Here is a 14,438-nt window from a genome sequence, read left to right as displayed (position 1 = left end):
TGCCGTACCGCAACTACGTGGCCCAGGCCCGGTTGGGGGTGAGTCGTGAGGCCCACGAACAGTTTTTCCGCGACATGCTCGGCGACATTGACGAGCCGACGCTGCCGTTCGGCTTGCAGGATGTGCAGGGCGATGGCAGCGGCATCGAGGAGGTTCGCCAGGACGTCGAGGCTGAGCTCAGCCTTCGGCTGCGGGCCCAGGCCCGTCAGCTCGGCGTGAGCACGGCAAGCCTGTATCACTTGGTCTGGGCTCAGGTGCTGGGCAAGGTGTCGGGCAAGGACGACGTGGTGTTCGGCACCGTGCTGGTTGGCCGGATGCAAGGCGGCGAGGGCGCCGACCGCGCACTGGGGATGTTCATCAATACCTTGCCGTTGCGGGTGAATGTGGGGCAAACCGCGGTCGGTGCCGGCGTGAAAGCGACCCATGCACGCCTGACCGCGTTGCTCGGCCACGAACATGCCTCGCTGGTGCTGGCGCAACGCTGCAGCGGTGTGGAATCGCCAACGCCATTGTTCAGTGCCTTGCTCAACTATCGCCACACCGCCGCGCTGAACTCAAGCGAGGCGCTGTCGGCCTGGGAGGGTATACAGCTGCTCAGCGGCGAAGAACGCACAAACTATCCGTTGACGCTGTCGGTGGACGACCAGGGCGAGGCGTTCAGCTTCAGCATCATGACCCCTGCACGCATTGGTGCGCAGCGCCTTTGCGGCTATGTTCGACAGGCTCTGGACAATCTGGTCCGGATGCTCGAGCAGACGCCTGACGCTCCGCTGCATCAGCTGTCGATCCTGCCACCCGGCGAGCGGCAAAAACTGCTGGCCGAGTTCAATACCGACGACACCGATGACCTGCGGGAGCAGACCATCCTCGGCCTCTTCGAAACCCAGGTTCAACGCACACCGGACGCCGTGGCGGTGCTGGACGGCGGACAACCGCTGAGCTATCGCCAGTTGAATGCGCGAGCCAATCGGCTGGCGCATTATCTGCGCAAGCAAGGTGTGCAACCGGATTCGCGCGTGGCCATCTGCGTCTGGCGCAGTGCCGAGATGGTGATCGGGCTGCTGGCGGTCCTCAAGGCCGGTGGCGGTTATGTGCCGCTGGACCCGGCTTACCCGGCGGACCGCCTTGCCTACATGCTGGCCGACAGCGAGCCGGCTGCGGTATTGGTCCAGGCGGGCACCCGAGGGCTGTTGGCCAACGTCCAGGTGCCATTGATCGACCTGGATGGCGGTCCATGGCAAGACGAGCCGGAGCACACCCCGGATCTCACGGGCCTGACCCCGGCCCACCTGGCGTACGTGATCTACACCTCCGGCTCCACCGGACTGCCCAAGGGCGTGATGGTCGAGCATCGCGGCCTGCGCAACCTGTTGGACTGGTACCTCTACGACGTGACGTTCCATGCCGGCGACGCGGTGTTGCTCGCGTCCTCCTATAGCTTCGACCTGACCCAGAAAAACATCCTGGCGCCGCTGATGGTCGGTGCCACGCTGCACCTGGCCGAAGAACCCTTCAACCCCGGCGCCATCGTTGCCCAGATCGTCGAGGCCGGCATCACCCTCTTGTGCATGTCCCCCAGCGCCTTCCATGCGCTGGTGGACGCCGATCATCAGCAGGCCCTGGCCGGCCTGAAGCGAGTGGTGTTGGGCGGCGAGCCGATCCAGCTCGCCATGCTGGAAAAACTCCCACTGCCACGGCCCGCGATCATCAACAGCTACGGACCGACCGAGTGCAGCGACATCGTCGCCTGGCACACGGTGGACAGCGACCTGGAGACCTACCGCCATCAGTCGATTCCCATCGGCCGGCCGATCCGCCACATGCAATTGCATGTGCTCGACAGCCACGGGCAATTGTTGCCGGTGGGCGTTCCGGGCGAGATTCACATCGGCGGCGTGGGGGTGGCTCGCGGTTACCTCAACCTGCCACAACTCAGCGCCGAACGCTTCATTGCCGACCCGTTCTACGGCAAAAGTGATGCGCGGCTGTACAAGACTGGCGACATCGGTCGCTGGCTGCCTGACGGCACGTTGCAGTACCTGGGGCGTAACGACGATCAGGTAAAGATCCGCGGTTTCCGTATAGAACTGGGGGAGATCGAAGCCCGGCTCGCCCAGCACGAGGCGGTGAAGAAGGCCGCGGTGCTGGCCCGTGAAGACGCACCGGGGGAAAAACGCCTGGTGGCCTATTTCACCCAATATCCGTCAGACGATGTGCTGGACATCGAGGCGCTGCGTGCCTACCTGCAAGCACACTTGCCGGCCTTCATGGTGCCGGCGGCCTATGTACGCCTCGACGCCATGCCGCTGACCCCCAACGGCAAGCTCAATCGCAAGGTGCTGCCGGCGCCGGCCCTGAAGGCGTTCATCACCCGAGGCTACGAAGCCCCCATCGGCGAAACCGAAATCACACTGGCCCAACTGTGGGCTGAAGTCCTCAACGTGGAACGCGTTGGCCGTCACGATCATTTCTTTGAACTGGGCGGGCATTCCTTGCTCGCCGTCAGCCTGATGGAGCGGATGCGCCAGGAAGGCATGGAAGCGGATGTGCGGGCGTTGTTCGAGCAGCCCACGCTCTCGGAATACGCGGCAACGACAGAAAAAATGGAGATTGTCCTGTGAGTGTGATCGAACTGTTGGCGACACTAAAAGAAAAAGACGTACAGCTTTCGGTCAAGGGCGATCAGCTCGTGGTACGCGGCCGTAAACAGTCCCTGGGCGAGCCGGCGGTGCTGGCCTTGTTGCGCGAGCACAAAGCCGCGCTGATCGAGTTGATCCAGGCTGGTGAATACGATGCCGGCAAGGCCGGCGAAGTCGATATCCCCGCCAACGGCATTCCCGTCGGCTGTGGGCAGATCACGCCGGACATGCTGCCACTGGTGACCCTCGACCAGCCGGCCATCGACCGCATCGTGGCCACCGTGCCGGGCGGCGCGGCCAATGTGCAGGACATCTACCCGCTGGCGCCGTTGCAGGAGGGGATTCTTTATCACCACCTGACCGCCACCCAGGGCGATCCCTATGTGTTGCAGGCGCACTTCAGCATCGCCCGGCAGGAGCGCCTGACGGATTTTGTCGACGCCTTGCAAAGCGTGATCGACCGCCACGACATCCTGCGCACCGCCATCATCCGCGAGGGGTTGCAAGAGGCGGTGCAGGTGGTCTGGCGCGAGGCTCGGCTGGGGGTCAAGGACATCAGTGCCGACCTCGCCGAGGGTGACGTCATGGCGCAATTGCAGGCGCGCTTCGATCCTCGTCACTATCGCCTGGACATCAGCCAGGCACCGCTGTTGCTGCTGGTGGTCGCCGAGGACCCGGCCAACCAGCGCTGGGCCGCCATGCTGCTGTTCCATCACATGGCTCTCGACCACGCGGCCCTGGCGGTAGTGCAGAGTGAAATGCAAGCCTACCTGATGGGGCAGGCCGGGCAATTGCAGCCCGCCGCGCCTTACCGCGACTATGTCGTTCGGACCCGCCAGGCCGGCCAGCGCCAGGCTGACGAGAGGTTCTTCTGCGAGATGTTGGGTGACGTCGGGGAGCCGACCTTGCCCTTTGGCCAACAGGATGTGCTGGGCGACGGCAGTGCCATCGAAGAAAGTCATCTGACCCTGGCACCAGACCTCAGTTGCCGGCTGCGCGCGCAGGCCCGTCAGCTCGGCGTGAGCGCGGCGAGCATTTTTCACCTGGCCTGGGCACAGGTGCTCGGCGGCGTCTCGGGTCGTGAGGACGTCGTGTTCGGCACGGTGATGCTCGGTCGCATGCAGGCCGGCGAAAGCATGACCCGGGCCCTGGGCATGTTTATCAATACCTTGCCGTTGCGCGTGGGGGTAGGTGCACAGAACGTGCGCGATGGGGTGAAAAGCGCCCACGCCAGGTTGAGCAGCCTGCTCAGTCATGAATACGCATCCCTGGCCCTGGCGCAACGTTGCAGCGGCGTGGCGGCGCCGGCACCGCTGTTCAGCGCGTTGCTGAATTACCGTCACAGCGCCAGCGCGGCGCAAGTCCCCACGGCTGAAGTCAGCCTGGCCTGGGATGGTATGCAAGCCCTGGGCGCGGAAGAACGCACCAACTACCCGCTGATCCTTTCGGTGGACGATTTTTCCGATGACTTCGCTTTGTCGGTGCAAGCCACTGCGTTGATTGGCGCGCAACGCATCGGCGGTTACATGCAGGCCGCCGTTGAAAGCCTGGTCACTGCCCTGGAATCTGCGCCCGGCGCGAGGCTCAACAGCCTGTCGTTCCTGCCGGAATCGGAGCGCGAACGGCTGCTGCTGTCGTTCAACGACACCGACCGTGACTATCCGCGGGAGCAGCCGATTCATGCCTTGTTCGAGGCCCAGGCCGAGGCACGTCCGGACGCACCGGCAGCGGTGCAGGGTGGGCAAGTCCTGACTTACCGCGAACTGGACAGCAAAGCCGAGCGCCTGGCCAGGCATCTGCTCGACCTTGGCCTGCACGCGGGGCAAACCGTGGCGATCCTGCTGCCACGCTCGCTCGATCTACTGGTCAGCCAGTTGGCCGTGCTCAAGTGTGCGGCGGTGTACCTGCCGCTGGACGTCAACGCGCCCGCCGAGCGCCAGCAGTTCATGATCGAGGACAGCCACGCCGTGCTGGCCTTGACCCACAGCCGCGAAGCCTTGGCGCCGGGCATGCGCCGGGTGGACCTGGACCGTGTCGAGCTTCCCGAGCTGGCGGCCCATTGCCGCCAGCAACCGATATCGAGCGAAGCGCCGGCCTACATCATGTACACCTCAGGGTCCACGGGGACGCCCAAAGGCGTGCTGGTGCCGCATCGGGCCATCAGCCGACTGGTGATCAATAACGGTTACGCCGATTTCAACGAGCAGGACCGGGTGGCCTTCGCCTCCAATCCGGCCTTTGACGCCAGTACCCTGGAAGTCTGGGCGCCGTTGCTCAACGGCGGTTGTGTGGTGGTGGTCGACCAGGATGTGTTGCTGTCCCAGGAACGCTTGCACAGGCTGTTGCTCGAGCAAGCGGTGAATGTGTTGTGGATGACGGCGGGGCTGTTTCACCAATACGCCGACCACCTGATGGACGTGTTCGCCCAGTTGCGCTACTTGATTGTCGGCGGCGATGTGCTGGATCCGGCGGTGATCGCTCGGGTCCTCAAGGACGGCGCGCCGGCCCATCTGCTCAACGGCTACGGCCCGACGGAAGCGACGACGTTTTCGACCACCTATGAAATCAAGGCCGTCGGCGAGGGCAGCGTCCCGATTGGCCGGCCCTTGGGCAACACCCGGGTCTATATCCTCGATGCGCAGCAGCGACCCGTGCCCCAAGGCGTGGCCGGCGAGCTCTACATCGGCGGCCTGGGGGTCGCCAACGGCTACTTGAACCGCCCGGACCTGACCGCCGAGAAATTCCTCCTCGACCCGTTCAGCCAGGATGCCCAGGCCCTGATGTACCGCACGGGCGACCTCGGCCGCTTCCGGGAGGACGGCAATATCGAGTACCTGGGGCGCAACGACGGCCAGGTGAAGATCCGTGGCTTCCGCATCGAACCGGGGGAGATCGAAGCCCGCCTGGCGCAACACGCTGGGGTGAAAGAGGCGGCGGTGCTGGTGCGTGAAGACGTTCCCGGCGAAAAACGCCTGGTGGCTTATTTCACCTTGCATTCAACGGCTGACAGCGCGGACATCGAAGCCCTGCGCGCGCACCTGCAAAGCCGCTTGCCGGACTATATGGTGCCGGCCGCCTACGTGCGCCTGGATGCCTTGCCGCTGACCGCCAACGGCAAGCTCGACCGCAAGGCCCTGCCGGTGCCGGACCAGGCGTCGATCGTTACCCGAGGCTACGAAGCCCCGCTGGGTGATACCGAAATCACCTTGGCTCGACTGTGGCAGCAAGTCCTCAACGTCGAGCGGGTGGGACGCCACGACCATTTCTTCGAACTGGGCGGCCATTCCTTGCTGGCGGTCAACCTGATCGAGCAGATGCGCCAGGTCGGCTTGAGTGCCGATGTCCGCGTGCTGTTCGGCCAGCCGACCCTCGCGGCACTGGCTGCGGCGGTGGGGGGCGGCAACGAAGTCGAGGTGCCGGCCAATGGCATCACCCCCGATTGTGAGCGGATCACCCCGGCCATGCTGCCGCTGGCGACATTGACCCAGGCGGCGATCGACCGGATCGTCGCTACGGTGCCGGGTGGCGTGCACAACGTGCAGGACATCTACCCGCTGGCGCCGTTGCAGGAAGGTATTCTCTACCACCATGTCTCGGCGCAGCAGGGCGATCCCTACGTGTTGCAGGCGCTGTTCGCCTTCCAGGACGAGGCGCGCCTCGAGGCCTTCGCCCAGGCATTGCAAGGTGTCATCGACCGGCACGACATCCTGCGTACTTCAATCGCGTGGGAGGGGCTGGAGCAGCCGATACAGGTGGTCTGGCGCAAGGCACTGTTGAGCGTCGAGCGACTGCAACTGGACGCGTCGAACGCCGATGCCGTGACCCAACTGCATGCCCGTTACGACTCCCGTCATCATCGCCTGGACATTCGCCAGGCGCCGCTGATGTGCCTGCGATATGCCCATGACCCGGTCAATCAGCGCTGGGTGGCGATGCTGCTGTTCCACCACATTGCCCTGGACCATACCGCGCTGGAGGTGGTGCAGCAGGAAATGCAGGCACACTTGCTGGGCCAAGCCGGCCAATTGGCCGCCGCGCTGCCGTACCGCAACTATGTGGCCCAGGCGCGCCTGGGTGTCAGCGAGCAAGCGCACGAGGCGTTTTTCCGCGAGATGCTCGGTGATGTCGACGAGCCGACCCTGCCGTTGGGGTTGCAACAGGTGCAGGGTGACGGTCGCGGCATCGAGGAGGCCAAGCTGGAAGTGGACGCTGCCTTGAGCCGCCGCTTGCGGGCCCAGGCGCGGCAACTCGGGGTGAGTGCGGCCAGCCTGCACCATTTGGCTTGGGCGCAGGTACTGGGACGTTTGTCCGCGCGGGAGGACGTGGTGTTCGGCACGGTGCTGATGGGGCGGATGCAGGCCGGCGAGGGCGCCGACCGGGTCCTGGGCATGTTCATCAACACCTTGCCGCTGCGGGTCAAGCTGGATGAGCAGGGCGCACGCGCCGGGGTCAAGACTGCCCATGAACGGCTGAGCGCCTTGCTCGGTCACGAACACGCTTCGCTGGCCCTGGCGCAACGGTGCAGCCGCGTGGCCGCACCGGCCCCGTTGTTCAGTGCGCTGCTGAACTACCGGCACAGCGCGACCGGCGCCGTTTCAGCCGAGGCCATGAGCGCCTGGCAGGGCATGGAAATCCTCAGCAACGAAGAGCGGACCAACTACCCGCTGACCCTGTCGGTGGACGACCTGGGCGACGGTTTCCTGCTGTGCGCCCTGGTCTTGCAAGGGATTGGTGCGGCGCGCATCTGCGCCTACATGCACACGGCCCTGGAAAGCCTGGTGCAGGCCCTCGAACACGCGCCCCAGACGCCCCTCAACCGCTTGGAGATCCTGCCGGAAAGCGAACGTAACCAACTGCTGGTGGACTTCAACGCCACCCAACGCGCCTATCCCCATGAGCAGACGGTCCTGGCGCTGTTCGAAGCCCAGGCCGCGTACCTGCCGCAGGCGATTGCGGCGGTGCACGGGCAGCGGCAAGTGACTTACGCAGAGCTGAACCAGCGGGCCAACCGCCTGGCCCATCACCTGATCGGCCTTGGCGTGCAGCCGGATGACTGCGTGGCGATCCTGTTGCCACGCTCCATCGAGTTGCTGGCCAGTCAACTGGCGATCCTCAAGTGCGCGGCGGCCTATGTGCCGCTGGACCGTAACGCCTCCCTGGAGCGCCAAGGGTTCATGCTCGACGACTGCCAGGCCAAGTGCCTGCTGACGTTCAGTACCGAGGCCGTGCCCGAGGGCGTTTCGCGCATCGACCTGGACACGTTGGACAACCAGGGGCCGGCGCATAACCCGGCCCTGGCGCAGTCCAGCGAATCGATTGCCTACATCATGTACACCTCGGGCTCCACTGGCACTCCGAAAGGCGTGCTGGTGCCGCACCGGGCGATCAACCGCCTGGTGATTAACAACGGTTACGCCGATTTCAACGCCAACGACCGCATTGCCTTCGCCTCCAACCCGGCATTCGACGCCAGCACCATGGACGTCTGGGGCGCCTTGCTCAATGGTGGGCAAGTGGTGGTAATCGACCATGACACCCTGCTTGAACCTTCGAGGTTTGCCCAGGTGCTGGAGGATGCGGGCATCACCGTGCTGTTCGTGACCACGGCGATCTTCAACCAGTACGTGCAATTGATTCCCCAGGCCATCGGCGGCTTGCGCATCCTGTTGTGCGGCGGCGAACGGGCCGACGTGGCGTCGTTCCGGCGTTTGCTGGACCTGGCGCCGGACCTGCGCCTGGTGCACTGCTATGGCCCGACCGAAACCACCACCTACGCCACCACCCTTGAGGTGAAGGCCGTGGCGGCGCAAGCCGAATGCGTGCCTATCGGCGGCCCCATTGGCAACACCCAGGTCTATGTGCTCGATGCACGCCAGCGGTTGGCGCCGTTGGGTGTCGTCGGCGAGATGTACATCGGCGGCAAAGGGGTGGCGAAGGGATACCTGAACCGGCCGGACCTGACCGCGGAAAAATTCATCGCCGACCCGTTCAGCCATGAGCCCGACGCGCTGCTGTACCGCACCGGCGACCTCGGCCGCTGGTTGCCCGAAGGCAGTCTGGAATGCCTGGGGCGTAACGACGACCAGGTGAAGATCCGCGGTTTCCGCATCGAGCTGGGCGAGATCGAAGCCAAGCTGGTGGCCTGTGACGGTGTGAAGGACGCGGTGGTGCTGGTGCGGGCCGATGAATCGGGCGAGAAACGCCTGGTGGCCTACGTCATCGCCCAGCCGCAGGTTGAGCTGAGCGTGGCCGGGTTGCGCGAGCAAGTGTCCGCGACCCTGGCCGAGTACATGGTGCCTGCGGCGTTCGTGATGTTGCCGGCGTTCCCATTGACCCTCAACGGCAAGGTCGACCGTAAGGCGCTGCCGGCACCGGATGCCGAGGCCTACGCCAGCCAGGCCTACGAAGCGCCGCAGGGCGAGATCGAACAGGTCTTGGCCGACCTGTGGGCCGAGCTGTTGAAAGTCGAGCGGGTCGGTCGCCACGATAATTTCTTCGAACTGGGCGGGCATTCGCTGCTGGCGATGAGGCTGATCGAGCGCATGCGCCAGGCTGAGCTGTCGGTGGATGTGCGGGTGCTGTTCAGTCAGCCAACGCTGCAGGCATTGGCCGCTGCGGTGGGTGGTCAGCGGGAGGTGGTGGTGCCGGCCTGCGCCATCGACGAAGGCTGTGAGCGCATCACGCCAGACATGTTGCCGCTGGCCGTATTGAGCCAGGAAGCCATCGATCGGATCGTCGCGAGCGTGCCGGGAGGCGCGTGCAACGTGCAGGACATCTACCCACTGGCGCCGTTGCAGGAAGGCATCCTCTATCACCATTTGACGGCGAAAATGGGTGATCCGTACGTACTGCAAACGCTGTTCGGGTTCGACAGCCGGGCCCGCCTGGATGACTTTGCCCAGGCCTTGCAAGGGGTGATCGACCGGCACGACATTCTCAGGACTTCGATGGTCTGGGAACACCTCGACGAACCGATGCAGGTCGTCTGGCGACAGGCGCGGCTCAGCGTTGACGAGTTGGACGCGGACCCAAGCGCCGGCGATGCCGTTGCCCGGCTATATGAGCGTTTCGATGCCCGGCATTACCGGCTGGACGTACGTCAGGCACCGATGTTGCGCCTGGCCATCGCCGAAGACGTCGCCAACCGGCGCTGGGTCGCCATGCTGCTGTTCCACCACATGGTCCTGGACCATACCGGCCTGGAAGTGCTGGAACGTGAAATGCAGGCGCAGTTGCTGGGCAAGGTCCATGAACTGGGGGATTCGGTGCCTTATCGCAACTACGTGGCCCAAGCGCGCCTGGGTGTCGATCAACAGGCCCACGAAGCGTTTTTCCGCGACATGCTCGGCGACATCGACGAGCCGACGCTGCCGTTCGGCCTGCGGGACGTGCAAGGCGATGGCACTGGCGTGGAAGAGGTGAAGCTGGCCGTGGAGGCGGGCCTGTGCCGTCGGCTTCGCGCCCAGGCCCGCCTGTTGGGCGTCAGCGCGGCCAGCCTGATGCACTTGGCCTGGGCGCAGGTCCTGGGCCGTGTCAGTGGTCGCGACGACGTGGTCTTCGGCACCGTGCTGTTGGGTCGCATGCAGGCCGGCGATGGGGCCGACCGGGCCCTGGGCATGTTCATCAACACCCTGCCATTGCGGGTGAGCCTGGCTGGGCAAGGCGTATACGCAGCGGTGAAGGCCACCCACAAGCGACTCACCGGCCTGCTGGGCCATGAGCATGCTCCGTTGGCACTGGCCCAGCGTTGCAGTGGCGTGGTTGCGCCAACGCCATTGTTCAGTTCGATGCTCAACTATCGTCATTGCGGGGTCGAGGTGACCGCGCAAGCGCTGACGGCGTGGCAAGGCATCGAATCGATAGGCGGTGAAGAACGGACCAATTACCCCTTGGCGCTGGCCGTGGATGATGAAGGCGAGGGCTTCAGCCTGGTGGTGCAAGCGTTGGTGGGGACCGGCGCGCGGCGTATCGGCGAGTACGTGCAGACCACGCTCGAAAGCCTGGTCAGCGCACTGGAGCAGGCGCCGGATACGCCACTGCAGGCCCTCACGAGTCTGCCAGAGGCCGAACGTCAGCAGCTGTTGGAAACGTTCAATGCCACGACGGTCGACTACCCGCAAGGTCCGACCCTGCATGGCCTGTTCGAGGCGCGGGTCGCGGCCTGCCCGGATGCCGTCGCGGTTGTCTCTGGCGAGGCAGAGTTGAGCTACTCGCAATTGAATGGTCGGGCCAACCAGATTGCCCATCGCCTGCTGGAATTGGGCATTCACCCGGATGACCGCGTGGCGATCTGTGCCGATCGCAGCCTGGACATGGTCGCGGGCCTGCTGGGGATTCTCAAGGCCGGCGCGGCGTACGTGCCGCTGGACCCGGATTATCCATCCGAGCGCCTGGCCTACATGCTGGAAAACAGCGCGCCCAGGGTGGTGCTGACCCAACGTGCCTTGCAGGCGAGCCTGCCGGCTACCCAGGCGCGGACCCTGCTGCTGGATGAGGCAGAAGGGTTCTCGACGCAGCCAATCGACAATCCGCAGGTTGAAGGTTTGCATGCCAACCACCTGGCCTATGTCATCTACACCTCGGGCTCCACGGGCTTGCCCAAAGGCGTGATGAACGAGCACGGCGCGGTGGTCAACCGTTTGCTGTGGATGCAGGATGAATACGGCTTGAGCGCCACAGACGCGGTGTTGCAAAAGACCCCGTTCAGCTTCGACGTGTCGGTGTGGGAATTCTTCTGGCCGCTGTTCAGCGGTGCGCGGCTGGTGATGGCCCGTCCCGGCGGGCATCGCGATCCGGCGTACCTGCGCGAAGTGATCCAGGCCCAAGGCATTACCACGTTGCACTTTGTGCCGTCGATGCTCGATGTGTTCCTGGCCCATGGCGAAGCGGGTCAGTGCGAAGGCTTGGTGCGGGTGATGTGCAGCGGCGAGGCCTTGCCAGGGCATCTGGTGCGGCGCTTCAAGGCGCAACTGCCCCGCACCGGCCTGTACAACCTGTACGGCCCGACCGAAGCGGCGGTGGATGTGACGGCGTGGGACTGCACGGGGGCAGACACGCCGGACAGCACGCCCATTGGCAAGCCGATTGCCAACACGCGGATCTACCTGCTTGATGCCCATCGACAACCGGTGCCTTTGGGCGTGGCCGGGGAGATCTACATTGGCGGTGTGCAGGTGGCGCGGGGTTACCTGAACCGTCCGGAATTGACCGTCGAGCGTTTCCTGCGGGATCCGTTCAGCGACGCGACGAATGCCCGGATGTACCGCACCGGCGACCTGGGTCGTTATCTGCCGGATGGCAACATCGAGTACTTGGGGCGCAACGACGACCAGGTGAAGATCCGGGGTTTTCGCATCGAACTGGGCGAGATCGAAGGGCGACTGGCGCAGCATGAGGCGGTGAAGGAAACCGTGGTGCTGGCCCGTGAAGATGCGCCGGGCGAGAAACGCCTGGTGGCTTATTTCACACCTCATGCGCCAGAAGCTTTCGCCGACATCGAAGGCCTGCGGGCTCATCTACTGGAGCAACTGCCGGAATACATGGTGCCAACCGCCTACATTCAGCTCGACGCACTGCCGCTGACCCCCAACGGCAAGCTTGACCGCAAGGCCTTGCCGGCACCGGATCATTCGGCAGTGATCGCTCGCGAATACGAAGCCCCACAAGGCGAAGTGGAAACCGGCATTGCCCGGATCTGGGAGGACCTGCTCAAGCTCGAACAGGTGGGTCGCCACGACAATTTCTTCGAGCTGGGCGGGCACTCGCTGTTGGCCGTAAAAATGATCGAACGCATGCGCCAGGTCGATCTGAGCGTCGATGTGCGGGTCTTGTTCGGCCAGCCGACGTTGGCCGCGTTGGCCGCCGCCGTCGGTGGCTACCGGGAAGTCGTCGTACCGGCCAATGCTATCCCGGCCGGTTGCACACGCATCACGCCGGACATGCTGCCGCTGGCCGCGCTGTCCCAAGCGGAGATCGAGCAGATCGTCGCGACGGTGCCGGGCGGCGTGAGTAATGTCCAGGACATCTATGCCCTGGCGCCGCTACAGGAAGGCATCCTCTATCACCATCTGGCCGCCGCCGAAGGCGACCCCTATCTGCAACAGGTGATATTCGGTTTCGACCAGTTCACGCGCCTGGAAGATTTCGCCCATGCGCTGCAAGCCGTCATTGCCCGGCACGATATCCTGCGCACGGGTGTGCTCTGGGAAGGCCTGCCCGAGCCCATGCAGGTGGTCTGGCGTGACGCGCCACTGAATGTCGAGTCGGTTGCGCTGGATCCGGCCGAGGGTGACATCGCCACGCAGTTGCACCAGCGTTTCGACCCGCGGTTCTATCGCCTGGACATTCGCCAGGCGCCGATGATGCGGCTTGTCTACGCGCAAGACCCGGCGAACCAACGCTGGGTGGGCATGCTGTTGTTTCACCACCTGGTGGACGACGTCACGTCACTGGCGGTGCTGTCCGCGGAAATCGAAGCGCACATGCTGGGTCAGGCGCAGCGGCTGTCGGCGTCGGTGCCGTACCGCAACTTCGTGGCCCAGGCTCGCTTGGGTGTGAGCCGTGAGGCGCACGAAGCGTTTTTCCGCGAAATGCTCGGTGACATCGACGAGCCGACGTTGCCGTTCGATTTGCAGGATGTGCAAGGCGATGGCAGCGGCCTCGAAGAGGTGCGCCAGGACGTCGCGGTCGACCTCAGTCGGCGGCTGCGGGCCCAGGCACGTCTGCTTGGGGTGAGCGCGGCGAGCTTGTACCACCTGGTTTGGGCGCAAGTGCTGGGCAAGGTGTCGGGCAAGGACGATGTGGTGTTCGGCACGGTGTTGGTGGGCCGGATGCAGGGCGGCGAGGGGGCCGACCGGGCGCTGGGGATGTTCATCAATACCCTGCCGTTGCGAGTGAGTATCGGGCAAACCGGGGTTCGTGCGGGGGTGAAAGCAACCCATGCCCGCTTGACCGCACTGTTGGGCCATGAACACGCCGCATTGGCGCTGGCGCAACGCTGCAGCGGTGTGCAGGCGCCGACGCCGTTGTTCAGTGCCTTGCTCAACTATCGCCACACCGGCACCACCGTGTCGAGCGAGACCTTGTCGGCTTGGAACGGTATCCAGATTCTCGGTGGCGAGGAGCGGACCAATTACCCGCTGATGTTGTCGGTGGATGACCAAGGCGAAGGGTTCAGCTTTACCGTCATGACCCCGGCACGCATTGGTGCGCAACGGCTTTGTAATTATGTGCAACACACGCTGGAGAACCTGGTCGGCATGCTTGAGCAGCAGCCGGACCTGCTTTTGCAGCACCTGTCGATCCTGCCGGATTCGGAGCGCGAGCAACTGCTGGTGACATTTAACGCCACCGAGGCCGACTATCCGCGGCAGGAGACGATCCATGGGTTGTTCGAAGCGCAGGTGCAGCGTACGCCGGATGCCGTGGCGGTGGTTCGTGGCGAGCGGCGCCTGACTTATCGCGAGTTGAACGAACGGGCCAACCGCCTGGCCCATCACCTGCGCAAGCAGGGCGTGGAGCCGGATTCGCGGGTGGCGATCTGTGTCGAGCGTGGCATCGACATGGTGGTGGGACTGCTGGCGATCCTCAAGGCCGGCGGTGGTTATGTGCCGTTGGACCCGGCGTATCCGCTGGATCGGATTGCCTACATGTTGGAAGACAGCGCGCCAGCAGCGGTGTTGGTCCAGGACGCTACAGTCGGGCTGTTGAGCGATGCTCCAATGGCAGTGATCAATCTCAACAGCGGCTTGTGGCAGGACGAATCCGTCTCCAATCCGGAGATCGGCGGGCTGACTTCAT

2 protein-coding genes are annotated in these 14,438 nt (G+C 64.5%); both read left to right on the top strand.

Features of this window, described 5'->3' with window-relative positions:
• On the top strand, positions 1–2,621 hold a 2,621-nt coding region (locus J3361_RS28725; protein WP_207967373.1), incomplete at its 5' end, for a non-ribosomal peptide synthetase.
• The coding region (locus J3361_RS28720) for an amino acid adenylation domain-containing protein (RefSeq protein WP_347709649.1) at positions 2,618–14,438 on the top strand (11,821 nt) is incomplete at its 3' end. The genes J3361_RS28725 and J3361_RS28720, both read left to right, overlap by 4 nt.

Origin of the sequence: Pseudomonas sp. OA65, from assembly GCF_017498305.1 — a bacterium.
In the GTDB taxonomy this organism is placed as follows: Bacteria; Pseudomonadota; Gammaproteobacteria; order Pseudomonadales; family Pseudomonadaceae; genus Aquipseudomonas; species Aquipseudomonas zanjanensis.
Note: the sequence above shows the minus strand (reverse complement) of the source record. Positions and strands in the feature narration are given on the sequence as shown.